This is a genomic window from Paraburkholderia fungorum (genome assembly GCF_003610895.1).
Classification (GTDB): domain Bacteria; phylum Pseudomonadota; class Gammaproteobacteria; order Burkholderiales; family Burkholderiaceae; genus Paraburkholderia; species Paraburkholderia fungorum_B.
On record NZ_MCAS01000023.1, the window covers coordinates 12,672 to 37,255 of the forward strand.

22 protein-coding genes are annotated in these 24,584 nt (G+C 63.0%); 9 read left to right on the forward strand and 13 right to left on the reverse strand.

Annotation, left to right across the window (positions count from 1 at the left end; genetic code table 11):
- Nucleotides 1–196: 196 nt before the first annotated feature.
- Entirely contained in the window at nt 197–1,414 is a 1,218-nt protein-coding gene (gene tgt / locus BCY88_RS20895) for a tRNA guanosine(34) transglycosylase Tgt (RefSeq protein ID WP_183081415.1), read from the reverse strand.
- A gap of 245 nt (nt 1,415–1,659) precedes the next feature.
- On the reverse strand, nt 1,660–2,709 hold the full coding sequence (gene queA, locus BCY88_RS20900; RefSeq protein WP_120346377.1) for a tRNA preQ1(34) S-adenosylmethionine ribosyltransferase-isomerase QueA: 1,050 nt from the start codon (nt 2,707–2,709) through the stop codon (nt 1,660–1,662).
- 148 nt (nt 2,710–2,857) lie between these two features.
- Here queA and recG point away from each other — a divergent pair, with 148 nt between their 5' ends.
- The 7 genes from recG to ubiA all read left to right on the forward strand — a co-directional run bounded on the left by recG (nt 2,858) and on the right by ubiA (nt 10,118).
- Nucleotides 2,858–5,152 (forward strand): ATP-dependent DNA helicase RecG, encoded by a 2,295-nt coding sequence (gene recG, locus BCY88_RS20905; RefSeq protein WP_120346094.1) that lies wholly within the window; start codon nt 2,858–2,860, stop codon nt 5,150–5,152.
- Nucleotides 5,153–5,299: 147 nt separating this feature from the next.
- Nucleotides 5,300–6,259, forward strand: a complete 960-nt coding sequence (locus BCY88_RS20910) for a LysR substrate-binding domain-containing protein (protein WP_120346095.1) — start codon at nt 5,300–5,302, stop codon at nt 6,257–6,259.
- Between the two features lie 174 nt (nt 6,260–6,433).
- Nucleotides 6,434–6,583 carry a hypothetical protein gene (locus tag BCY88_RS39890; RefSeq protein WP_183081416.1) on the forward strand — a complete coding sequence of 50 codons (150 nt, stop codon included), beginning with the start codon at nt 6,434–6,436 and terminating at the stop codon, nt 6,581–6,583.
- Between the two features lie 71 nt (nt 6,584–6,654).
- On the forward strand, nt 6,655–8,109 hold the full coding sequence (locus BCY88_RS20915; protein ID WP_120346096.1) for a catalase: 1,455 nt from the start codon (nt 6,655–6,657) through the stop codon (nt 8,107–8,109).
- Between the two features lie 80 nt (nt 8,110–8,189).
- Complete coding sequence (locus BCY88_RS39895) at nt 8,190–8,351, forward strand: hypothetical protein (protein ID WP_183081417.1); 162 nt, start codon at nt 8,190–8,192, stop codon at nt 8,349–8,351.
- A gap of 153 nt (nt 8,352–8,504) precedes the next feature.
- Entirely contained in the window at nt 8,505–8,993 is a 489-nt protein-coding gene (locus tag BCY88_RS20920; protein ID WP_093644617.1) for a Dps family protein, read from the forward strand.
- Nucleotides 8,994–9,254: 261 nt separating this feature from the next.
- Complete coding sequence (ubiA, locus tag BCY88_RS20925) at nt 9,255–10,118, forward strand: 4-hydroxybenzoate octaprenyltransferase (RefSeq protein WP_120346097.1); 864 nt, start codon at nt 9,255–9,257, stop codon at nt 10,116–10,118.
- Between the two features lie 31 nt (nt 10,119–10,149).
- Here ubiA and proC read toward each other — a convergent pair whose 3' ends face one another.
- The 6 genes from proC to BCY88_RS20955 form a co-directional block, all read right to left on the reverse strand.
- The gene (proC, locus tag BCY88_RS20930; RefSeq protein WP_120346098.1) at nt 10,150–10,965 is read right to left on the reverse strand and encodes a pyrroline-5-carboxylate reductase; all 816 of its coding nucleotides are present in this window, start codon (nt 10,963–10,965) and stop codon (nt 10,150–10,152) included.
- A gap of 49 nt (nt 10,966–11,014) precedes the next feature.
- Nucleotides 11,015–11,713, reverse strand: coding sequence for a YggS family pyridoxal phosphate-dependent enzyme (locus BCY88_RS20935; protein ID WP_120346099.1), 699 nt, complete (start codon nt 11,711–11,713; stop codon nt 11,015–11,017).
- Between the two features lie 172 nt (nt 11,714–11,885).
- The gene (glcF, locus tag BCY88_RS20940; protein ID WP_120346100.1) at nt 11,886–13,112 is read right to left on the reverse strand and encodes a glycolate oxidase subunit GlcF; all 1,227 of its coding nucleotides are present in this window, start codon (nt 13,110–13,112) and stop codon (nt 11,886–11,888) included.
- 8 nt (nt 13,113–13,120) lie between these two features.
- Nucleotides 13,121–14,209: a glycolate oxidase subunit GlcE gene (glcE, locus tag BCY88_RS20945; protein WP_120346101.1), complete on the reverse strand. Its 1,089-nt coding sequence runs from the start codon at nt 14,207–14,209 to the stop codon at nt 13,121–13,123.
- 272 nt (nt 14,210–14,481) lie between these two features.
- On the reverse strand, nt 14,482–15,975 hold the full coding sequence (locus BCY88_RS20950) for an FAD-linked oxidase C-terminal domain-containing protein (RefSeq protein WP_120346102.1): 1,494 nt from the start codon (nt 15,973–15,975) through the stop codon (nt 14,482–14,484).
- A gap of 100 nt (nt 15,976–16,075) precedes the next feature.
- On the reverse strand, nt 16,076–17,491 hold the full coding sequence (locus BCY88_RS20955) for an FAD-linked oxidase C-terminal domain-containing protein (RefSeq protein WP_120346103.1): 1,416 nt from the start codon (nt 17,489–17,491) through the stop codon (nt 16,076–16,078).
- 236 nt (nt 17,492–17,727) lie between these two features.
- Here BCY88_RS20955 and BCY88_RS20960 point away from each other — a divergent pair, with 236 nt between their 5' ends.
- Entirely contained in the window at nt 17,728–18,282 is a 555-nt protein-coding gene (locus tag BCY88_RS20960; protein ID WP_120346104.1) for a cob(I)yrinic acid a,c-diamide adenosyltransferase, read from the forward strand.
- A gap of 117 nt (nt 18,283–18,399) precedes the next feature.
- Nucleotides 18,400–19,605 (forward strand): NO-inducible flavohemoprotein, encoded by a 1,206-nt coding sequence (hmpA, locus tag BCY88_RS20965; RefSeq protein ID WP_120346105.1) that lies wholly within the window; start codon nt 18,400–18,402, stop codon nt 19,603–19,605.
- 56 nt (nt 19,606–19,661) lie between these two features.
- Here the strand turns inward: hmpA and BCY88_RS20970 are convergent, their stop codons facing one another.
- The 5 genes from BCY88_RS20970 to BCY88_RS20995 all read right to left on the reverse strand — a co-directional run bounded on the left by BCY88_RS20970 (nt 19,662) and on the right by BCY88_RS20995 (nt 24,464).
- Nucleotides 19,662–19,994 (reverse strand): helix-turn-helix domain-containing protein, encoded by a 333-nt coding sequence (locus BCY88_RS20970; RefSeq protein ID WP_120346106.1) that lies wholly within the window; start codon nt 19,992–19,994, stop codon nt 19,662–19,664.
- A gap of 3 nt (nt 19,995–19,997) precedes the next feature.
- The gene (locus tag BCY88_RS20975) at nt 19,998–20,336 is read right to left on the reverse strand and encodes a type II toxin-antitoxin system RelE/ParE family toxin (RefSeq protein WP_120346378.1); all 339 of its coding nucleotides are present in this window, start codon (nt 20,334–20,336) and stop codon (nt 19,998–20,000) included.
- A 198-nt stretch (nt 20,337–20,534) separates the two neighbouring features.
- On the reverse strand, nt 20,535–21,608 hold the full coding sequence (aroG, locus tag BCY88_RS20980) for a 3-deoxy-7-phosphoheptulonate synthase AroG (protein WP_074285379.1): 1,074 nt from the start codon (nt 21,606–21,608) through the stop codon (nt 20,535–20,537).
- Between the two features lie 402 nt (nt 21,609–22,010).
- Nucleotides 22,011–23,477, reverse strand: a complete 1,467-nt coding sequence (gene tldD / locus BCY88_RS20990) for a metalloprotease TldD (RefSeq protein ID WP_120346107.1) — start codon at nt 23,475–23,477, stop codon at nt 22,011–22,013.
- A gap of 96 nt (nt 23,478–23,573) precedes the next feature.
- Complete coding sequence (locus BCY88_RS20995) at nt 23,574–24,464, reverse strand: carbon-nitrogen hydrolase family protein (RefSeq protein ID WP_120346108.1); 891 nt, start codon at nt 24,462–24,464, stop codon at nt 23,574–23,576.
- Nucleotides 24,465–24,584 lie beyond the last annotated feature (120 nt).

Here is a 24,584-nt window from a genome sequence, read left to right on the forward strand (position 1 = left end):
CAAAACGATCAAAAAAATCAGCCGGTTATTCTACCACTGGCCTGACGGGGGTCGGCGCGGCGAATCGGCTTTCCGATCAACCGTTTAAAGCCTTTTTTGCCGTGCGCGAAAGTTAATTGTAAGGTTTTCTGCGCAGTGCCAACGGATTCTTCCGTCAAATTCGTCAGTCGATTCCCGCCTGATTCCCGTTTGCGGGCTAGTCGATGCCGCGCGCGCGGTTCTCGTGGAAGCGCTTGCGGAAGGGCTCGAACAGTTTTGCGTCGATCGCGTCGCGCATTTCCTGCATCAATTCGAGGTAGTAGTGCAGGTTGTGAATCGTGTTCAACTGCGCACCGAGGATTTCCCCTACACGATGCAGATGGTGCAGGTAGCCCCGGGTGAAATTTCGGCAGGTGTAGCAACCGCATTGCTCGTCGAGCGGGCGCAGCGAGTTCTTGTGCGCGGCGTTGCGGATCTTGATGTCGCCGAACCGGGTGAAGAGCCAGCCGTTGCGCGCGTTGCGGGTCGGCATCACGCAGTCGAACATGTCGACGCCGGCGGCCACGCCCGCCACCAGGTCTTCCGGCGTGCCGACGCCCATCAGGTAGTGCGGCTTGTCGGCGGGCAGCTTCGGGCCGATATGGTTCAGCACGCGCATCATGTCTTCCTTCGGTTCGCCGACCGACAGGCCGCCGATTGCGAGACCGTGGAAATCCATTTCCGCGAGACCCGCCAGCGATTCGTCGCGCAGGTCTTCGAACATGCCGCCCTGGACGATGCCGAACAACGCATTCGGATTGCCGAGGCGGTTGAATTCGTCGATCGAGCGTTTGGCCCAACGCATCGACATACGCATCGAATCGGCGGCTTCCTGATGCGAAGTCGGCACGTTGTTGGTCGCGTACGGCGTGCATTCGTCGAACTGCATGACGATGTCCGAGTTCAGCACCTTCTGGATCTGCATCGACACTTCCGGCGACAGGAAGAGCTTGTCGCCGTTGATGGGGGACGCGAACGTGACGCCATCTTCGGTGATCTTGCGCAGATCGCCAAGCGAAAACACCTGAAAACCGCCCGAATCTGTCAGGATTGGTTTCTTCCAGCCCATGAAGCCGTGCAGGCCGCCGTGCGCGTCGATCGTTTCCAGGCCCGGGCGCAGCCACAGGTGGAAGGTGTTGCCGAGAATGATCTGCGCGTGCATTTCTTCGAGCTCGCGCGGCTGGACCGCCTTCACCGTGCCGTAGGTGCCGACCGGCATGAAGATCGGCGTTTCGACCACGCCGTGATTCAGCGTGACGCGGCCGCGCCGCGCCTGGCCGTCGGTGCCGAGCAGTTCGAATTTGAGGCCGTTTTCAGGGCGCGAGGGGGTGCCTTCGTTATGGCTCGCGCAGGTATTGCAGGTACCGCTTGTATCGTGGGTATGACCGTCGGTCATGGGGACTCCTGTGCCACCGGAGGACAGTCCGGCGCAAATGATGAACGCCGCCGGGCAGGCCTCGGCGGCTGGGTAAAGAAAATAAAGAAACCTCAAGATGCAGCGCGGATCTGCCTCTGCATGCGGGTGCAGGAGGCCGGCAACGACTGCCGCTACATCGACGTAGCAAGGAGCGGCAGACTACCGCGCGCGTCGCCGGCGCGCAACGCTATCGCACGGCATATCGCCATGCGGCACGGAACATGTCAAACGTCGCGGCGCGTGAGCAGCATCGCGTCGCCATAGCTGAAGAAGCGGTAACGCTGTTCGATCGCGTGCCGGTAAGCTTCACGGATGGTCTCGACACCCGCGAACGCCGATACCAGCATCAGCAGCGTCGATTTCGGCAAATGGAAATTCGTCACCAGCCGGTCGACCACGCGGAACTCATAGCCGGGGGTGATGAAAATATCGGTTTCCGTGCTGGCCGCGCCGAGCGGGCGTCCGGCCTCGTGCGCATCGCGCGCGGCGGCTTCGAGCGCGCGCATCGACGTCGTGCCCACCGCGATCACGCGGTTGCCGCGCGCACGTGTCGCCGCGATCTTGTCGGCGAGCGCCTGCGGCAGGTGATACCACTCGCTGTGCATTTTGTGCTCGGCCAGATTTTCCACGCGCACCGGCTGGAAGGTGCCCGCGCCGACATGCAGCGTGAGGGTCGCGCGCTCCACGCCGCGGGCGTCGAGCCGCGCGAGCAGCGCGTCGTCGAAGTGCAGGCCGGCGGTGGGCGCGGCGACTGCGCCCGGGTTCTGCGCGAACACCGTCTGATAGCGGGTTTCGTCGGTCGAGTCGGGATCGTGCTCAATGTACGGCGGCAGCGGCAGGCGGCCGAACTGTTCGATCAGCGTCAGGCAGTCGTCCGGGAAATGCAGCGTGTAGAACGGCTCGACGCGTTCGCCGACCGTCACGTCGAAGGCGTCGGCCAGACGAATCGTGGTGCCCGGCTGCGGGCTCTTGCTCGCACGGATCTGCGCGAGCGCGGTGCGCTCGCCGGTCAGACGCTCTACCAGCACTTCGATCTTGCCGCCACTGGCCTTCTGGCCGAGGAAGCGCGCCTTCAGGACTTTGGTATCGTTGAAGACCAGCAGATCGCCGGGCGCGATGCACCCGGGCAGCTCGGCGAAGCCGCGGTCCGTGAGACGCGCGGGGTCCACTGTGTTGTCCACTTCGAGCAGACGGCTGGCGCTGCGCTCAGGCAGCGCCACTTGCGCGATCAGCTCGGGTGGCAGATCGAAATCGAAATCGGAAAGCGTAAACATGCGGACGACTGGAAGCGAATTGAGACTGAATTGAGCCGAAGCCGGAGCCGGGCGGCTATGATTGCGGGACGCCGGAGCGGCCCGCGAGCCCGCGCGCTGATTGGCGGCGACACCCTTGACAGCCGATATTGTACTTGCGAAGCAACCCATGCCTTTGTCCGACCGCCGATTGCCCTCCGCCACCGACGAAGTGAGTGCCGAGCCCAAGCGCCGCGCCTCGCGGGGCGAAGCAGCAGCGGCGGACTCAAACGACCTCGGCGCAGGTGTCGCGGCGGAGAGCGGCAAGGCCGCGCGGCAAGATGACATTGTTGACCCGTTCGGTGACAAACCCGCCGGCAAATCCTCGAGCAAAGCCACCGGTAAGCCCGCTGCCAAGGCCGCGCCCAAACCCGCCGACAAGCTGGCCAAACTCGGCCTCACGCGCGACATCGATCTCGTGCTGCATCTACCGATGCGCTACGAAGACGAAACCTCGCTGACGCCGATCGGGCACCTCCTGCCTGGCGGGATCTCGCAGACCGAAGGCGTGGTGTTCGACAACGAGATCGCCTATCGCCCGCGCCGCCAGTTGCTGGTGAAACTGCGCGACGACGCCGGCGACGAGCTCGTGCTGCGTTTTCTGAATTTCTACGGTTCGCAAGTCAAGCAGATGGCGATCGGCGCGCGGCTGCGGGTGCGCGGCGACGTGCGTGGCGGTTTCTTCGGCATGGAGATGGTGCACCCGGCGGTACGCGTGGTGGACGAAGACACGCCGCTGCCCCAGGCGCTGACGCCCGTGTATCCGAGCACCGCGGGCGTGACGCAGGCGTATCTGCGCAAATCGATCGACAACGCGTTGTCGCGCACGTCGCTGCCGGAGTTGCTGCCGGCGCCGATCGCGCAAGCGTATATGCAGCCGCTCGGCGTGCCGCCGCTGATGGACGCCGTGCGCACGCTGCATCATCCGGGCGTGCAATCAGATGAGACTGCGTTGATCGACGGCACGCATCCCGCGTGGGTGCGCATCAAGTTCGAGGAATTGCTGGCGCAGCAGATGTCGTTGAAGCGCGCGCATGACGAGCGCCGCACGCGGGCGGCGCCGGCCATGCCGCGCCGCAAGCTCGGTGACGAAGCGGCGCTCGTGGCGCGTTTGCTGAAGGCATTACCGTTCTCGCTGACCAAAGCGCAGGAGCGTGTCGGCGGCGAGATCGCGCTCGATCTGACCCAGCCTCATCCCATGCAGCGGCTGCTGCAGGGAGATGTCGGCAGCGGCAAGACGATCGTGGCCGCGCTGGCCGCGGCGCAGGCGATCGATGCCGGTTACCAGGCCGCGCTGATGGCCCCGACCGAAATCCTCGCGGAACAGCATGCGCGCAAATTGCGCGGCTGGCTGGAGCCCTTGGGCGTCAGCGTCGCGTGGCTGGCCGGCAGTTTGAAGACCAAAGAGAAGCGCGCCGCGATCGAAGCGGCGGCGCTCGGCACGGCGCAGCTCGTGATCGGCACGCACGCGATCATCCAGGATGCCGTCGAGTTCGCGCGGCTGGGGCTGGTGATCGTCGATGAACAGCATCGTTTCGGCGTGGCGCAGCGGCTCGCGTTGCGCGCGAAGGCGCAGAACGCGGCCGACGGCGCGCACGATTTTCAGCCGCATCAGCTGATGATGTCCGCCACACCGATTCCGCGCACGCTGGCGATGACCTATTACGCCGACCTCGACGTCTCCACCATCGACGAACTGCCGCCGGGACGCACGCCGATCCTGACCAAGCTGGTTTCCGACGCGCGGCGCGAGGAGGTGATCGGCCGCGTGCGCGAAGCCGCGCTGACGGGGCGACAGGTGTACTGGGTGTGTCCGCTGATCGAAGAGAGCGAGACCTTGCAGTTGCAGACCGCGGTGGAGACGTACGAAACGCTCGCGGCCGCGTTGCCCGAATTGAATGTCGGTCTGGTGCATGGCCGCCTCGCGCCGGCGGAGAAGGCCGCTGTGATGGATGCGTTCACGCGCAACGAGGTGCAGTTGCTGGTGGCGACGACGGTGATCGAAGTGGGCGTGGACGTGCCGAATGCCTCGCTGATGGTGATCGAGCATGCGGAGCGGTTCGGGCTGGCGCAATTGCATCAGTTGCGAGGGCGGGTGGGGCGCGGCAGCGCGGCTTCGATTTGCGTGCTGCTCTACACCGGGCCGCTGTCGATAACGGCGCGCTCGCGCCTGCAGACCATGCGGGAGACGACGGACGGGTTCGAAATTGCCCGGCGCGACCTCGAGATTCGCGGCCCGGGGGAGTTTCTCGGCGCCCGGCAGTCGGGTGCGGCCATGTTGAGATTTGCCGATCTGCAGAATGATCAGTGGCTGATCGAGCCGGCCAGAGAGGCCGCCGCGGCTCTGCTCGAAAAGTATCCTGATGTCGTGATCCAGCACCTGGCCCGGTGGCTCGGCGCTCGGGAGCAATATCTGAAGGCTTGAGGAATCGCTCTTTGACAGCGTGCCCCTGATAGCGGGCACGCCTGTCGGCCAGCCTGCGCAGCGCGCAAAAGACCAAAAAGTTGGCGAACCGACCCTATAGGTGTATAACTAGAACCTATCGAACTATCTGCACTGATTGATCCCCCAATGACGCTCACCGAATTGAAATATATCGTTGCGGTTGCTCGCGAGCGGCACTTCGGCCGGGCCGCCGAGGCGTGTTTTGTCAGCCAGCCGACTTTGTCGGTGGCCATCAAAAAGCTCGAAGACGAACTCAACGTGCAAATTTTCGAGCGCGGCACGAGCGAAGTCAGTGTCACGCCGATCGGTGAGCAGATCGTCACGCAAGCTCAGCGCGTTCTCGAACAAACGCTTGCTATCAAAGAGATCGCGAAACAGGGCAAAGACCCGCTGGTCGGGCCGCTGCGCCTCGGCGTGATCTATACGATTGGGCCGTATCTGTTGCCCACGCTCGTCAAGCAGATGATCTCGCGCGTCCCGCAGATGCCGCTGATGCTGCAGGAAAATTACACGGTCAAGCTGATCGAACTGCTCAAGCAGGGCGAAATCGACGTTGCCATCATGGCGCTGCCGTTCGCGGAAACCGGCCTGATGCTGCGCCCGCTCTATGACGAGCCGTTTGTCGTCGCGCTGCCGTCCGGTCACGCGTGGGAAAACCGCCCGAAGATCGACGCGGAGGATCTCAAGCAGGAAACCATGCTGCTGCTCGGCAGCGGCCATTGCTTCCGCGACCACGTGCTCGGCGTGTGCCCGGAACTGATGCGTTTCTCGCAGAACGCGGACGGCATCCAGAAGACCTTCGAGGGTTCCTCGCTGGAAACTATCCGTCATATGGTGGCGAGCGGTGTCGGTATTACCGTGCTGCCGCGCATGTCGGTGAATGAAGTCAAGCCGCACGCCGGCGGTATCGACGCAGGCCTGCTCAGCTACGTCGCCTTCGACGATCCGGTGCCGGATCGTCGCGTCGTGCTCGCCTGGCGCAAGAGTTTCACACGGACGCCCGCGATCGAAGCCATTTGTGACGCCATCAACGCCTGCGATCTGACAGGCGTCAAAAAGCTCGATCTGCCTGTCGCCGTCAACTAGACGGCGCGTTGCACCCAGACCGGCCGCCTCGCAACCCGGCGGTCGGACGGCTGTTTTAAGCGCCGATGGTTGCAATCCCTATCGAATAGATAAAATTAATCAAACACGATAATTCGATAGCATTGTTATAGTGTCCTCCATGGATCGCCCGATCCCCAAGACCCGGAGGAAATCATGACGCAATCGCCGCAATCGAACCTGCAGCAAGTCCAAACCGTCGCCGCTCAACCCGCTCGCGTGACACCCGGCAGCTTCGCCGCCTCGGTGCGCGGCTTGCGCACGGTTGCGCTGTCCTTGCTGGTCGATCGGGCTTTGTCCGCGTAAGCCGTACGCATCAGCGCGCCGTACCGCTCCCTCGCATTCCGTTGCCAATAAAAATCCCTCAGGAGTCCCGCATGTCCGAACGTAAGCTTACCAATGCCGCCGGCGCACCCGTCGCCGACAACCAGAATTCGATGACCGCCGGCGCGCGCGGTCCGGTCGTCCTGCAAGATGTCTGGCTGCTCGAAAAACTCGCTCACTTCGATCGCGAAGTGATTCCGGAACGCCGCGTTCACGCCAAGGGTTCGGGCGCATTTGGCACGCTGAAGGTCACGCACGACATCTCGCGTTATACGAAGGCGAAGGTGTTTGCCGAGCTCGGCAAGGAAACGCCTCTGTTCATGCGCTTTTCGACGGTGGCGGGCGAACGCGGCGCCGCCGACGCGGAACGCGACGTGCGCGGTTTCTCGATCAAGTTCTACACGGAAGAAGGCAACTGGGACGTGGTCGGCAACAACACGCCGGTGTTCTTTATCCGCGATCCGCTGAAGTTCCCGGACTTCATCCACACGCAAAAACGCGACCCGTACACCAACATGCGCAGCAACGTTGCGGCATGGGATTTCTGGTCGCGTCATCCGGAGTCGTTGCATCAGGTCACCATCCTGATGAGCGATCGCGGCATTCCGAAGAACTACCGGCAGATGCATGGCTTCGGCTCGCACACCTACTCGTTCATCAACGCGAACAACGAGCGTTTCTGGGTCAAGTTCCACTTCAAGTCGATGCAAGGCGTGGAGAACTTTACCGATGCTGAGGCGGCACAGGTGGTGGCGCAGAATCGTGAAAGCGCGCAACAGGACCTGCTCACGAGTATCGAAGCCGGCAACTTCCCGAAATGGCGCTTTGCCATCCAGGTGATGCCGGAGGCGCAAGCGGCGAACTATCGCTTCAATCCGTTCGACATCACGAAGGTGTGGTCGCAGAAGGACTACCCGTTGATCGACGTCGGCACGATCGAGTTGAACCGCAACGCGGCGAACTATTTCGCGGACGTGGAGCAGGCAGCATTCACGCCGGCCAATGTGGTGCCGGGTATCGGCTTTTCGCCGGACCGTCTCTTGCAAGGCCGTTTGTTCTCGTATGGCGACACGCAGCGCTACCGGCTCGGTATCAATCACCATCAGATTCCGGTGAATGCGCCGCGTTGCCCGGTCCACCATTCGTTCCATCGCGATGGCGCGATGCGCACGGACGGCAACCTCGGCAACAACGTGAACTACGAGCCGAATCGTTTCGGCGACTTCGCGCAGGATAGCAACGCGTCGGAGCCGCCGCTCGCGGCGGGCACGGTTGATCGTTACGACCATCGTCTGGACGAGGACTACTACACGCAGCCGGGTATGTTGTTCGCGCTCTTCGATGCGGCGCAACGCCAGCGTCTGTTCGGCAACATCGCACGCCATATCAATGGGGTGCCGCAAGAGATCGTCGCGCGCCAGATCGAGCATTTCCGCCGCGCCGATCCGGCCTATGCGGAAGGCGTGATCGCCGCGCTGGCCGGGCTTGCTGAAGGCGGCAAGAAGTAAGCAGGTGAAGTGAATTGATGCAGGAAGGTGGGGCGCATCGGCGCCCTGCCGGTAATGATACGAATCGAAGGAGCACGATCATGATCCAGATGATGATGGCAACCATTGGCGGTGCGCCGGCTGGGCGCGGCGCGCACCAGCGGCAGGCTCTGATGCTGCGCAAGTTGGCGGGATTCGCAATCGTCCTGAGCGGATGGACGGTGATCGTCGCGCAGGCACTGCAGCACGCGCTGAGCGCGTGATCGGGCATGGGATCGTGGGTGCGGCAAGCGACCACGCGTCACACGAACGCAGCTGCTTTCTAAGATAAACTGGCGGGCGTTCGAAGTGCCAAGTCTGCTAGCGCATGCCGTCACTTTGCCGATCGGTTCGTATCACTCTTCGAAGGAGTCATCATGGCCAAGAAAGAAGCCGTACAGCACGTCAATATCGGAATCAACGACAAGGATCGCAAGAAGATTGCAGAAGGTTTGTCGCGACTGCTCGCCGACACCTATACGTTGTACCTGAAGACCCATAACTTCCATTGGAACGTGACGGGCCCGATGTTCAACACGCTGCATCTGATGTTCGAAACGCAGTACAACGAGCTCGCGCTGGCGGTCGATTCGATCGCTGAACGTATTCGCGCGCTGGGCGTGCATGCGCCGGGCAGCTACAAGGAATTCGCGAAGCTCTCATCGATTCCGGAAGCGGACGGTGTGCCGGCCGCGGAAGAAATGATCCGCCAACTGGTGGAAGGTCAGGAAGCCGTGGTGCGTACCGCGCGCGCGATTTTCCCGTCGACGGAAGCCGCTAATGACGAGCCGACCGCCGACCTGCTGACGCAACGCATGCAAACGCACGAAAAGACCGCGTGGATGCTGCGCTCGATGCTGGCTTAACTTAAGCATCCTGGCGTTCCAGGCGTTGCGCCCGGAAGGTCAGCGCGGTGCCTGAGCGTTGTGTTGAATGGCAAGCCAAACAGGCCTCCCTTTGCGGAGGCTTTATTTTTGCTGCGTCCAATCCGGACTGCGCCCGTGTTTGGGCACCGGCCGCGGACCTGGTTGCGGCGCCCAGCATGTCGGCCTTCGCCCGCCTGAAGTCTGTCTGCCACGCGCATCCCGTAAAATAGCGGCACCGTCTGCACTTCACCGAATCCGCCCATGTTCGCCCGACTTCCCCTGTATCTGCGGCTCGTCCGCATGGACAAGCCGATCGGCAGCCTGCTGCTGCTGTGGCCGACACTCAACGCACTGTGGATTGCGTCCGAGGGCCACCCTTCGTGGCCGCTGCTGGTGATCTTCACGGTGGGAACGGTGCTGATGCGCTCGGCGGGCTGTGCAATCAACGACTATGCGGATCGCGACTTCGATCGCTACGTGAAGCGTACGGAAAACCGTCCGATTACATCGGGCAAGATCAAGGCGTGGGAAGCGGTGGCGCTGGCGGCCGGTTTGTCGCTGCTGGCGTTTCTGCTGATCCTGCCGCTCAATACGCTGACCAAGGAGCTGTCGGTGGCGGCGCTGTTCGTCGCCGGTTCGTATCCGTTCACCAAGCGCTTCTTTGCGATTCCGCAGGCGTATCTGGGCATTGCATTCGGTTTCGGTATTCCAATGGCGTTCGCCGCCGTGCAGGATCACGTGCCGATGCTTGCGTGGGTCATGCTGCTGGCTAACGTGTTCTGGTCGGTTGCGTACGACACGGAATACGCAATGGTCGATCGCGACGACGACATCAAGATCGGCATCCGCACGTCGGCACTGACCTTCGGCCGCTTCGACGTGGCGGCGATCATGCTTTGCTATGCGCTCACGCTGGGGATTTACGTCGGCATCGGCATGATGCTCGGCTTCGGTATGCTGTACTGGCTGGGATGGGCGGCGGCGGTGGGCTGCGCGATCTATCACTACACGCTGATCCGCAACCGCGAACGGATGGCATGCTTCGCCGCGTTCCGTCACAACAACTGGTTGGGCGGTGCGTTGTTTGTCGGCATTGCCGCGCATTACGCGGCTGCTTCGTTCTAATTCTTTCGCACCGGCCAACCGTAAATCGCGCTTACAGCTTGCCGAATTCGTCGCCCATTTCTCTGGCGCGCGCATCGGCGGCAAGCGCGCCGCGCACGATTGCGTCCTTGATCCCGCTGGCCTCGAACGACGCCAGCGCGGCCGCCGTGGTGCCCCCCTTCGACGTCACACGCTCGCGCAACAGGCTCAGCGCTTCGTCCGAGTTAGCGGCCAATTGCGCGGCGCCGGTGAAGGTCGCGACCGCCAGCGCGCGGCCTTGCGCTTCGTCCATGCCGAGTTGGCGCGCGGCTTCCTGCAACGCTTCGATGAAGTAGAACACGTAAGCGGGACCACTTCCCGAGATCGCCGTGACGGCGTCGATCTTCGCTTCGTCATCGAACCAGACCGTTTCGCCGACGGCGCCCAGCACCTGCGACGCGAGCGCGCGGCCGCTTTCGCCGACGCTGCCGGTCGCGACGAGGCCCGTTACGCCCATGCCGATCAGCGCCGGCGTATTCGGCATCACGCGCACGATGCGAGCATGACCGTTCAGCCAGCGCGACATGTCGTCCATGCGAATGCCCGCGACGATGCTGATGGCCAGTTGCGAGGCTTGCAGATGCGGCGCCAGCGCCTCGGCAACGCTCTTCAGGATCTGTGGCTTCACCGCCAGCACGACAGCGTCGTACGACGCGAGCGCGGCGTCAGCGGCGGCACCGGTCTTGATGCCGAATTGCTGCTCATTGCGCTTGCGCGCGTCTTCGTTGGGATCGATCGCGTATAGATCGGCGGGTGCGACGCCGCGCTTGATGAGGCCGCCGATCAACGCCGCCGCCATGTTGCCGCCACCTATAAAAGCAATTTTCATGATGTTCCGAAAGAAGTTGCGTGAGGGAGTCCGAAGAATCCCGCCAGGGTCAGTTTGAGTAATCTCGCGCGCCGAAGATTGCGGTGCCCACGCGCACGATCGTCGCGCCTTCCAGCACGGCGGCTTCGAGATCGCTCGACATGCCCATGGAGAGCGTATCGAGTTCGAGGCCGTCGTTGCGCAGGCGTTCGAACAGTTCGTGCAGTTGCCGATGTGGTTCGCGTTGCTCGTCGACATCGCCGGCAGGTTCAGGAATCGCCATCAGGCCACGCAGATTCAGCTTCGGCAGCGCGGCGATGGCGTGCGCGACTTCCACGGCCTCGGGAATGCTCACGCCGCTTTTCGACGCTTCGCCACTAACGTTGACCTGCAGACAGACGTTCAACGGCGGCAGGTTGTCCGGCCGCTGCTCTGACAGCCGCTGCGCGATCTTCAGGCGGTCGACCGAATGGACCCAGTCGAAATTCTCGGCAACCGGCCGCGTTTTGTTCGATTGCAATGGTCCGATGAAATGCCATTCGAGTGCGGCTCGCAGATCGGCCAGTGCTTCGACTTTGGTGAGGGCTTCCTGCACATAGTTTTCACCGAACGCACGCTGACCGGCTGCGTGGGCGGCGCGCACGTCTTCGGCGGGAAACGTCTTTGAGACCGCGAGCAGGGTGATCGAATGCACGTCGCGTCCGGCGGCTTGTGCGGCGAGGGCGATGCGCTGCCGCACCGCTTCGAGGTTGTGAGTCAGATCGGGCATGGAACGGAACCGGAAGTCGAGCGAACGACAATGGACGAATTATACGGACGTCGCCGCCTCGTGCCGCTGCCGATGTCCCTGCCGTTGCCCGACACGGACACGGGCCGGCGGGGGCGCTTGCGGTGAAGCACTGCAAGCCACATACCGCGCTTCGCGATCAGAATCGCTCGCTTCAGGTGGACAGCATATGCTCCACCAGTTCGATCCAATGCGCGACCGGTGTGGATGTGCCGCTTTGCAGATGCGCAATGCAGCCGACGTTCGCCGACACGATCACCTGCGGCTCCTGCGACTGCAAGCGCTCGAGCTTCTGATCGCGCAGTGCATACGAGAGCCTCGGCTGCGTCAGCGAGTAAGTGCCGGCCGAGCCGCAGCAGAGATGGCTGTCGGCGGGCAGACGCACTTCCACGCCGAGCGCCGCCAGCAGATGTTCGACCTTGCCGCGCACCTGCTGACCATGCTGCAACGTGCACGGCGGATGGAACGCCACCGTATGGATCGCGCGGCGGCGCGTCACGGCGACGAGCGCCTCTTCGAACTCCGGCAGGATCTCCGCGACGTCGCGTGTCAGGTCGGTCACGCGGCGCGCCTTTTCCGCATAGACAGGATCGTCGCGCAGCAGATGCGCGTATTCCTTGACGGTCGCGCCGCAGCCGGACGCGTTCATCACGATTGCTTCGACACCTTGTTCGACATATGGCCACCACGCGTCGATGTTGGCGCGCACGTCGTCGAGCGCTTCGTCGTGGTAGCCCAGGTGCAGACGGATCGCACCGCAGCAGCCGGCTTCCGGCGCGATCAGTGTTTCCACGCCGAGGGCGTCGAGTACCCGCGCGGTGGCGATGTTGACGTTCGGCATCATCGACGGTTGCACGCAGCCCGCGAGCATAAGCATCTTGCGCGGATGGTGCGCGGTCGGCCATTCAAGCGCGCGTTGCCGCGCGGGCACCTTGTCGCGCAGTTTTTTGGGCAGGAGCGCGCGGACATGCTGGCCGAGGCGCATGGTCGGCGTGAACAGCGCGCTATTCGGCACGAAGCTGGCGAGCAGCCGGCGCACCATCCGCTGACTGAACGGACGCGTCACTTTTTCCTCAGTGATCTTGCGGCCGATCTCGACCAGCCTGCCGTATTGCACGCCGGATGGGCAGGTGGTCTCGCAACTGCGGCAGGTGAGGCAGCGGTCCAGATGGACCTGGGTGCTGCGTGTGACCGCCGCGCCTTCCACCATCTGCTTGATCAGGTAGATGCGCCCGCGCGGGCCGTCGAGTTCGTCGCCGAGTATCTGATAGGTGGGGCAGGTCGCCGTGCAGAAGCCGCAATGCACGCAATTGCGCAGGATGGCGTCGGCTTCGTTGCCATCGGGCGTGTTGCGAATGAAGTCCGCGAGGTTGGTTTGCATCGCGTGGCTCACAAGTCGGGGTAGAGACGACCGCGATTGAAAATGCGGGCTGGGTCGAAAGCGGTTTTCAGGCCGCGATGGATTTTCATCAGCGGTGCGGGTAGCGGCGTGAACACGCCGGCGCTGCGGTCGTAGCCGTGGCCGGTACGGAAGATGGTGGCGTGGCCGCCGGCCTGTTTGGCGCTGATGCGCACGGTTTGCGCATCCGTGTCGGTGATCCACCAGCGCTGGCTGCCGCCCCATTCCATCAGTTGCGCGCCGGGTAACTGGAGCGGCTCGGTGATCGACGGCAGCGCGAGGCGCCACAGCGCGGCCTGCGGCGGGATGGCCGCAAAGAACGAGTCGGTCTGTTCGCGCAGGCCGGCCCAGAAGCGCTCTGCCTCGACGGCGTCGACGACTTCGCCGCCGAGCGCTGTGCGCGCCGCCTTGACCGCGGCTTCCGCGCCGGCCATCCGCACGGCCAGCGTGCCGTGACGCCATGCGCTCGCGGTAATCGGCAGCGGCCGGCCGCCCCATTCGTTGAGCTTGCGCACCGCATCCGTGCCGTTCATGTCGAATTTGAGCGTGGTTTCGGCTTGCGGCAGCGGCAGCACCTTGACCGACAACTCGAGGATCAGCCCAAGGGTGCCGAGCGAGCCCGCCATCAAGCGGGAAACGTCGTAACCGGCGACGTTCTTCACCACCTGGCCGCCGAAATGCAGTTTTTGGCCCTGCCCGTTCATGATGACGGCACCGAGCACGAAGTCGCGTGCCGCACCCGCGGCAGGGCGGCGAGGGCCGGCTATGCCCGCGGCGATGCAGCCGCCGAAGGTGGCCTGCAGCCCGAAGTGCGGCGGCTCGAAGGCGAGCATCTGGTCGTGCTCGGCGAGGGCGGCCTCGATCTCCAGCAGGGGTGTGCCGGCGCGCGCCGTAACAACCAGTTCGGCGGGGTCGTAAGCGATGATGCCGCGATAAGCGCGCGTGTCGAGGATCTCACCTTCCAGCGTCTGACCGTACCAGTCTTTGGTGCCACCGCCACGGATACGCAATGTGCGCCCTTGCGCGCTGGCCGAACGCACGCGTTCAGACCAAATGGCGACGATGTCGTCCTCTTCCATGGTGCCCTGCTTCGTTGTGTTTCGATCGATTGTACCGGGCGGCGGCTCGCTGGCAACACGGGGCGGACCCGCATCGGGTATTCAGTGTGGGAGCCGGGAAGCATTGTGGGCGGGGCACATGCGCAATGCGTGGGCGGGGGATTGCGCGGAGCGCGGACGGAGAGGCGGGCTGGTGGCGAGTGGGGCCCGCCACGTGGACAAGCGGATCCGCACGGCGGCGGCGCCCTGTAACGCTGTGTGCCCGTGCTGGACCGGCAGCGTCACAGGCCGTCTTAAAACCGCGGCAGGTCCGGATGCGGCAGCAAGCCGCCGCGCACGTGCATCTTGCCGTACTCGGCACAACGGGCGCGGGTGGGAATGCCTTTGTCGGGATTGAGCAGGCCCGGGGCGTCAAAGGCGCGTTTGACCGCATGGAAGGCGTCGCGCTCTTCAGGCGAGAACTGCACGCACATCGAGTTGATCTTCTCGATACCCACGCCATGTTCGCCCGTCACCGTGCCGCCCAGCTCGACACAGGTTTCGAGGATGTCGCAACCGAACGCCTCGGCACGGTGCCACTCGTCCTGATCGTTGCCGTTGAACAGGATCAGCGGATGCATGTTGCCGTCGCCGGCATGGAATACGTTGATGCAGCGCAGGCCATACTTCTTTTCCATCACCTCGATGCGCGCCAGCAACGGCCCGATACTGCGGCGCGGCACGGTGCCGTCCATGCAGTAGTAGTCAGGCGAAATGCGGCCCGCCGCCGGGAACGCGTTCTTGCGCCCGGACCAGAAGCGCAGCCGCTCACTTTCCGAGCGTGAAATCTGGATGCGGGTGGCGCCCTGTTCGCGCAGCACCGCGGTCATGCGCACGATTTCGTCGGCCACTTCTTCCGGCGTGCCGTCCGATTCGCACAGCAGGATCGCCGCGGCATCGAGGTCATAGCCCGCGTTGACGAATTCTTCCACGGCGCGCGTGGCCGGTTTATCCATCATCTCCAGACCGGCCGGAATGATGCCGGCGGCAATGATGCCGGCGACCGCGTCGCCGCCTTTCACGACGTCGTCGAAACTGGCCATGATGACCTGCGCTGTCTGTGGCTTCGGGATCAGCTTGACGGTCACTTCGGTGACGATCGCGAACATGCCTTCGCTGCCGATCAGCACCGCGAGCAGATCGAGCCCTGACGCGTCCGGCGCGAGCGAACCGAATTCGACGATTTCGCCTTCCATTGTCACGGCGCGCACGCGCAGCACGTTGTGCACGGTGAGGCCGTATTTGAGACAGTGCACGCCACCCGAATTCTCGGAGACGTTGCCGCCGATCGTGCAGGCGATCTGCGACGACGGATCAGGCGCGTAGTACAAGCCGTAAGGCGCGGCGGCTTCGGAAATCGACAGATTGCGCACACCCGGTTGCACCGTGGCGGTTCGGGCGTACGGATCGACTTCGACGATCTTGCGAAAGCGCGCGAGCGACACCACGATGCCGTGCCGGATCGGCATCGCGCCACCGGACAAACCGGTGCCCGCGCCGCGCGGCACGATCGGCACGTCGAGCCGGTTGCAGATTTGCACAATGCGTTGGACCTGCGACTCCGTCTCCGGCAATGCGACCGCAAGCGGCAGACGCCGGTAGGCCGCGAGGCCGTCGCACTCGTAGGCGACGGTGTCTTCTTCGCGATACAGCAGACAGTGGGTCGGCAGTACGGCCATCAGCGCCTGCACGACTTCGCGCTGGCGCTGGGCAAGCACTTCGGCCGTCAGTTCGACGGGTGCGTTCATATAACTTGTCTCCTGGTGTCGTTCACGCTGCGTGCCCGCTCTGGCCTGGCGGTGGGACAGCAGACGTTGCCGCTGCTGCCCCGCCTGGGCTATTGGCGCCTCAAGCTGCCCAGGAAAAGATCTTGCCCGGGTTCATCAGATTGCGCGGATCGAGCGCATGCTTGATGGAGCGCATCGTGTCGACGGCGACTTCGCCGTGTTCTTCGAGCAGGAAATTCATCTTGTGCAGACCGACGCCGTGTTCGCCCGTGCAGGTGCCGTCCATGCGCAGCGCGCGTTGCACGATGCGATGGTTCAGTCGTTCAGCTTCGGCGAGTTCTTCCGGCTTGTCCGGATCGATCAGGATCGCGACGTGGAAGTTGCCGTCGCCGACATGGCCGACGATCGGGCAGGGCAACGGCGACGCGTTCAGATCCTGCTCGGTTTCCACCACGCATTCCGCGAGGCGCGAGATCGGTACGCAGACGTCGGTCGTGACGGCGCGGCAACCGGGCTTCAGTTGCAGCATCGCGAAGTAGGCGTTGTGGCGCGCGTTCCACAGGCGGCTGCGGTCTTCCGGCCGGGTCGCCCATTCGAAGCCTTCGCCGGCATTTTGCGCCGCGAGTTCCTGCACCAGTTCGGCTTGCTCTTTCACACCGGCTTCGGTGCCGTGGAATTCGAAGAAGAGTGTGGGCGCTTCGCGCAAGGTCAGGTTCGAATGGCGGTTGATCGAGCGGATCGCGAGCGAGTCGACGAACTCGACGCGCGCAATCGGCACGCCCATCTGAATCGTTTCGATGACCGCGCGCACCGCATCGCCCATCGACGGGAACGTGCAGACCGCGGCCGAGACCGCTTCCGGCTGCGGATACAGACGCACGGTGATTTCGGTGATCACGCCGAGCGTGCCTTCCGAGCCGACGAACAGACGCGTGAGGTCGTAGCCCGCCGACGACTTGCGTGCGCGCGTGCCGGTTTTGATCACGCGGCCGTCGGCGAGCACCACCGTCAGCCCAAGTACGTTTTCGCGCATCGTGCCGTAGCGCACGGCATTGGTGCCCGAGGCGCGCGTAGCCGACATGCCGCCGATACTCGCGTCAGCACCCGGGTCGATCGGGAAAAACAGGCCGGTGTCGCGCAGCGCTTCGTTCAACTGCTTGCGCGAGATGCCGGGTTCGACCGTGACGGTGAGGTCTTCGGCGTTGATTGACAACACGCGGTTCATTTCCGACAGGTCGATCGATACCCCGCCCTGGACCGCAAGCAGATGCCCTTCGAGCGACGAACCGTTGCCGTAGGGAATGATCGGCACGTTGTATTGGCCGCACAGCCTGACGATGGTTTGCACGTCTTCCGTATTGCGTGCGAATACAACGGCGTCGGGCAGTTGGGGATCGAAGGGCGATTCGTCGCGGCCATGGTGGGCGCGTACGGCTTCGGCGGTGGAGACGCGCTCGCCGAAGGCGGCTTTGAGGGCGGTCAGCAATTCGGCGGGAAACGGCCGGCGCAACGGGGCCGGCGGCACGGGATGATTCACGCATGTCTCCTGATAGTAAGGCGGAGCTGTTCTACAGCTTGTGCTTCATTTTACGCCGAACACCCGCAGGCCGGCGTCGGGCGCGGCTGGGGCTCCTATAATGGCGGCGACCTCGCGAAGCGCGCAATATGGATAAACGCGGTGGCTAACTCGGTGGCTTATTGGCCGGATACGCCGGCTGGCTTCGCCGGCGAAGCGCTTGCGCCGCGTCACTGATTGAATGCATGGGAGACATCATGGGCAACCGCTTGAGCAAGATCGCCACCCGTACCGGCGACGACGGCACCACCGGTCTCGGCGACGGCCGGCGTGTGCGCAAAGACAGCGCGCGTATCGCAGCAATCGGCGACGTCGACGAACTCAATTCGAATCTCGGCGTGTTGCTCTGCGAATCGTTGCCGGACAACGTGCGGGCGGCGCTGGTCGCGATTCAGCACGACCTGTTCGATCTGGGCGGCGAGCTTTGCATTCCCGGCCATACGATGATTACCGACAGGCAGCTTGGCCAGCTCGACGGCTGGCTGGCCGACTACAACGCCACGCTGCCGCCGTTAAAGGAATTCATTCTGCCCGGCGGCTCGCGCGCGGCGGCGCTTGCGCACGTGTGCCGCACGGTGTGCCGGCGCGCTGAACGCTCGATCGTCGCCCTGGGTGAAGACGAGGCGATCAATGAAGCGCCTCGCCAGTATGTGAACCGGCTGTCCGACCTGCTGTTCGTGTTCGCGCGCGTGCTCAACCGCGCGGACGGCGGCAGCGACGTCTTATGGCAGCACGATCGCAGCGCCGGCTAACACCACGCTTCAGTCCCTTTAAGCGCCATAAACGACCACAAGCGCTGTGACAATTTGTCAGGGACAAAACTTCTTCTTAAAAATGTATTGTGTATGCATCTTTAAGGAGAAGTAGTTATGACCGCTCTCACCGCCGACCAGATCGCCCGCGTCAAAGCCACCGTTCCCGTGCTCGCCGTACACGGCACCACCATCACCAAACACTTCTACAAGCGCATGTTCGCGCATCATCCTGAGTTGAAGAACGTGTTCAACCAGACTCACCAGAAGAGCGGCAATCAGCCGGAAACGCTCGCGAAAGCCGTGTATGCCTACGCCGCCAATATTGACAACCTCGGCGCGCTGGGTCCAACCGTCTCGCGAATCGCCCATAAGCACGCGAGCTTGAACATTCGGCCGGAGCAATATCCAATCGTCGGGCGGCATCTGTTGGGGGCGATTGTCGATGTCCTCGGCGACGCGGTCGATCAGGAGACGCTTGGCGCATGGGAAGTCGCTTACGGGCAACTCGCGGATATCTTCATCGGCGCGGAGGCCAGGCTCTATGAAGGTGCGGCGTGGAGCGGCTTTCGGCCGTTCAAGGTTGCACGCAAGGAAGTGGAGAGCGAGGAAATTACGTCGTTCTATCTGACACCCGCCGACGGCTCGCCGGCTTGCGGTTTCGAGCCTGGCCAGTATCTGAGCGTGACGCGTTTCGTGGATGAACTCGGCGTCGATCAGCCGCGGCAATACAGCTTGTCGGATGCGCCGAACGGAAACTGGTTGCGTATCTCGGTGAAGCGCGAGGCCGGCCATGAAGATCTGGCGCCCGGCCATGTATCGACCCTTCTGCACGACGGTGTGGAAGTGGGCGAAGTGGTGCATGTCAGCGCGCCGATGGGCGAATTCACGCTGAACCGCAAAACGACGACACCCGTGGTGCTGATCAGTGGGGGCGTGGGCGTGACTCCGATGACCTCGATGCTGTCCACGTTGCTCGCCAACCAGAGTGAGCGCCGCGTGACGTTCGTGCATGCCTGCCGCAATGGGCGCGTGCATGCGTTCCGCCAGTGGTTCAACGATACCGTCGCAGCACATCGCAACGTCACACGCGCGGTGTTCTACGAGGCCATTGAAGCCTGCGATCACGCCGGCATCGACTACGACTTCGAAGGCCGCCTCGACCTCGCGAAAATCGCCGACAAGGTGATTGTTCCCGATGCGGATTACTACGTTTGCGGGCCGGTGCCGTTCATGCGCGTGCAATGCGAGGCGTTGGCCTCGCTTGGTGTGGATGCCGCGCGGATTCACACCGAAGTGTTCGGTTCAGGCGCGGTGCAGTGAAGCGGGGACGCATGGCGAGCTACGTGCGAAAGCATGTGTAAGGCGCGCCATGCGCCTTACCCAATCGCCAGTGTGACGGGTTTGCCGATCCGGCTCATCATTTCGACCAGCGTATCGATAGTGAACTTGGTGGTTTTCATGTTGACCACGTCCGACACGCGCGGACGTGACACCATAAGAATCTCCGCCGCCTCAGCCTGCTTCAGATGATGCTGTTCGATCCAGCCGGACAGCTCGGTCATCAACTGCTCCTTGAGCAGCCGCGTGTCGTTGATCTGTTTCTGCGAAGCAGCGTGCAAGCGCTTCGCTTCTTCAGCGGAGAAGCCGAGTTCGAGAAACAGGTTCGCGCCGGGTTTGGTTACGTGACGGATTTTTGTGTCGATCGTCATTTGCTAAGCTTTCCTATCATTGATGATGGCCCGATATCGCATCTCGGCAATCTTTCTGTCCTGCGGCCCCAGCTTCTGCGTTTTCTTCTGAAAGCAGTGCAGCACATACAGGGCTTCTACGAACTTGGTGACATACATCACACGGTAGATGCCGTCGGCCTCCTTGATGCGAATCTCGCGTGTTCCTGCGCCGATTGAATCAAACGGCTTCCAATCGTCTGGGTCCAGGCCCGCCTGAATCTTGCCAAGCTGAAAACCGGCCCGACGACGTGGTTCTTCGGGAAAGGCGAGTAAATCGTGATAGCTGGAACCCATCCAGCGAATTTCTTTTTCCTGCTCCATACCGCCTTCTATGTATAAAATTTTATACGTGACATCCAGCCCGGTCAAGTCGTGTTCGACCCGGCAACGAGTTGTCACGGTACATAGGCGGCTCCTGAAGCACCATTCGTCCGTTCGGCCAATAGAAAAGCCCGGCTCGATGAGCCGGGCTTTTCGATGAAACCACTGCAGCAATCGCGCAGATGCGCAACCAGCCGCTTAATTGCCGCTGCCGCGCGCGACGCGTCGTTGTTTGACCGCTTCAGCGAGACCTTCCAGCACGGCGACACTTTCGTCCCAGCCGATGCAGGCATCGGTGATGCTCTGTCCGTACGTCAGCGTGCAGCCTTCCTGCAAATCCTGGCGGCCCGCGATCAGGTGCGATTCCACCATCACGCCAACAATCCGTTCGTCACCCGAAGCAATCTGGCGGCCGATGTCCGCGCATACCGGAATCTGGTTCTCATGCTTCTTCGAGCTGTTCGCGTGGCTTGCGTCAATCATCAAACGCGCCGCGAGACCCGCTTTGCCGATGTCGGCGCATGCCGCGTTGACGCTGTCCGCATCGTAGTTCGGCGTCTTGCCGCCGCGCAGGATGATGTGGCAGTCCTCATTGCCGGCGGTCGAGACGATGGCCGAGTGGCCGCCCTTGGTGACCGACAGGAAATGGTGCGGCTGCGACGCGGCCTTGATCGCGTCGACGGCGATCTTGACGTTGCCGTCCGTGCCGTTCTTGAAGCCGACCGGGCACGACAGGCCCGACGCCAGTTCGCGGTGCACTTGCGATTCGGTCGTACGCGCGCCGATTGCGCCCCACGAGATCAGATCGGCGATGTACTGCGGGCTGATCATGTCGAGGTACTCGGTGCCGGCCGGCAGGCCGAGTTCGTTGATACGCAGCAGCAACTCGCGCGCGGTGCGCAGGCCGTCGTTGATCTTGAAGCTGTTGTCCATGTGCGGGTCGTTGATGAGACCCTTCCAGCCCACCGTCGTACGCGGCTTTTCGAAGTACACCCGCATCACGATTTCGAGCTCGCCGGCGAAGCGCTTGCGCTGCTCGACGAGACGCCCGGCGTATTCCATCGCCGCCTTCGTGTCGTGAATCGAGCACGGTCCGATGATGACGATCAGACGGTCTTCCATGCCGTGCAGGATGCGATGCATCGCGTTGCGCGAGTTGTAGATCACGTCGGACACCGTTTCGTCGCAGGCGAATTCACGGATCAGGTGAGCGGGCGGCGTGAGTTCTTTCAATTCGCGGATGCGGACATCGTCGGTGTTGTGCGGGGGCATGTTTGTTCTCCTGAATCGGGTCGTAGCGTGTTCGCGCGGCAACGAAGGCTGCGATCAGACGGCGATCAGGCAGCGATGCCAGGGCGAACAACAATCAAAAAGATTTCAACGGCAAAAGTTTCAAAGGCGTGGGGCGAAAAAAAACCGCCAGGCTAGCTGGCGGTTTTCGTGAATTCTGGGTGTCTTGCGTGCACTAACACCCCTCTCGATCCGCCAGCGGTCTGAGATGCCAAAAAAAGTAAAAGTAAAACTTGGCGGACATGGCGAAATAGGTCGCTGGTCAAAAAGGGTGAATGACTTTATAACCCGTGCAAGCGCGGCTGGCAACCCGCGGGGTACAAAAATGCGGCAAATCCGCATACTTCGTACATTCTATGCACGAAGTATGCGTTGATATCAAAATCAGGCCGTACCGCCAACCGTCATCCGGTCGATACGCAGCGTCGGCTGGCCGACGCCCACCGGCACGCTCTGACCTTCCTTACCGCACACGCCAACGCCCGAATCGAGCTTCATGTCGTTGCCGATCATGCTGACGTACTTGAGCGATTCCGGACCGCTGCCGATCAGCGTCGCGCCCTTCACCGGGTAGGTGATCTTGCCGTTTTCGATCATGTATGCCTCGGAGGCCGAAAACACGAACTTGCCGTTCGTGATGTCGACCTGGCCGCCGCCGAAGTTCACCGCGTACAAACCGTTCTTCACGGACGCGATGATTTCCTGCGGGTCTTTGTCGCCGTTGAGCATGTAGGTGTTGGTCATGCGCGGCATCGGCAGCGCGGCATACGATTCGCGGCGCGCATTACCGGTGACGGGCATTTTCATCAGGCGCGCATTCAGGGTGTCCTGGATGTAGCCCTTGAGGATGCCATCTTCGATCAGCGTGGTGCACTGGGTCGGATTGCCTTCGTCGTCGATGTTCAGCGAGCCGCGGCGGTTCGGCAGCGTGCCGTCGTCGACCACGGTTACGCCCTTCGCCGCAACCTGCTCGCCGATTCGACCCGCGAACGCCGACGATCCCTTGCGGTTGAAGTCGCCTTCAAGGCCATGGCCGATCGCCTCGTGCAGCAGCACGCCGGGCCAGCCCGGGCCGAGCACGACCGTCATCGCGCCGGCCGGAGCCGGGCGGGCTTCGAGGTTCACGAGCGCCGCATGCACGGCGTCGTCGACATAGCGCGACAGCACTTCGTCCGTGAAGTAGGCGTAGTCGAAGCGGCCACCACCGCCGCCGCTGCCGATTTCGCGGCGGCCGTTCTGCTCGGCGATCACGGTGACCGATACGCGCACGAGCGGGCGGATGTCGGCGGCGAACCCGCCGTCGCTGCGCGCGACCAGCACCACGTCGTATTCACCGGCGAGGCCTGCCATCACTTGCTGGATGCGCGGATCGCGGCCACGCGCCATCTGTTCGATGCGCTCGAGCAGCTTGACCTTGGCGGTCGCGTCGAGCGAGTGCAGCGGATCGGACGGCAGGTACAGATCGCGCCCGGCAATGCCGGTCAGCGACGAGGCCGCCTTGATCTTCTGTTTGCCGCCGCCTGCCTTGGCAATCGAACGGGTGGCGAGCGCCGCCTGACGGATCGCTTCGGGCGACAGATCGTCCGAATACGCGAAGGCCGTGCGATCGCCCGACACGGCGCGCACGCCGACGCCCTGGTCGATGCTGAAGCTGCCCGACTTCACGATGCCTTCTTCGAGACTCCACGCTTCGCTGCGCGTGTACTGGAAGTACAGGTCGGCGTAATCGATCTTGTGCGTGAAGATTTCGGCGAGCGTGCGGGTGAGCAGGGATTCGTCGAGACCGTAGGGCGTCAGGAGGATGTCCTTGGCGGTGGCGAGATTACGGATACCGGGTTCGATGATGTTCATGCGAAGTATGTTCTGCTCGATACGAAGGATTCGGTTAGCGCTGCTGTCACCGGGATATGGGTGACAGGCGCCGCACTTTCAATGTCAGCTAATACATCAGCAGCTCAGCACGCGGTGACGCCAGGCGGGCAGACTCTGTCGCACTTCGTCGATGCGCGCGCGTTCGAGATTGCCGGCCACGACGCCGGCGCCTTCATCGCGCACCGCGACGAGTTCGCCCCACGGGTCGATCAGCATGCTGTGGCCCCATGTCCGGCGGCCGTTCTCATGTTTGCCGCCTTGCGCGGCGGCCAGCACGTAGCACTGGTTTTCGACCGCCCGGGCGCGCAGCAGCATCTCCCAATGCGCGCGGCCGGTGGTGTAAGTGAACGCCGACGGCACCACGATCAGCGCGCAGTCGCCCATGCGCCGGTACAGCTCCGGAAAGCGCAAATCGTAGCAGACCGACAGGCCGACCCGGCCAAACGGCGCTTCGAAGGTGCGGACGTCTCCGCCGGGGCAGATGGTGCGCGCCTCGTCGAACGATTCTTCGCCTTTCTCGAAGTTGAACAGGTGGATCTTGTCGTAGCGCGCGGCTTCATTACCGTGCGGGTCGAACACCAGCGTGGTGTTCAGCACGCGGGCCGGTTCGTGCGACATCAACGGCAACGTACCGCCGATGACCCACACCTTGTGGCGGCGCGCGGCATCGGCGAGAAAACGCTGGATCGGGCCGTCCTGATAGGGTTCGCGCACGGCGAGCTTGTCCGTGTCCTTGAAGCCCATGAAGCAGAAGTACTCGGGCAGCAGGACGAGTTGCGCGCCGTCGGCGGCGGCTTCGCCGATCAGGCGTTCCGCTTCGGCCAGATTGCGCTCGCGATCCGGCGTGCTGACCATTTGCAATGCGGCAACGCGGAAGGCGCTTTCTGGAGACCCGCCGGACGCCGCAACTGGCGAGGCGGTGGACGAAGCAGCGGACGAAGATGGAGAGACGTGTGTTTCGCTCATGAGCGTTTCGAAAAACTCCCGGCAAAGGCGGCGGCGCGAACCGCTGGCGCCGCATACGTCGTTCAAGGCTGGCTGCGGCCTGGGGTGCGGCACGGCGCTCTTCTGATCAAACTAAGGATC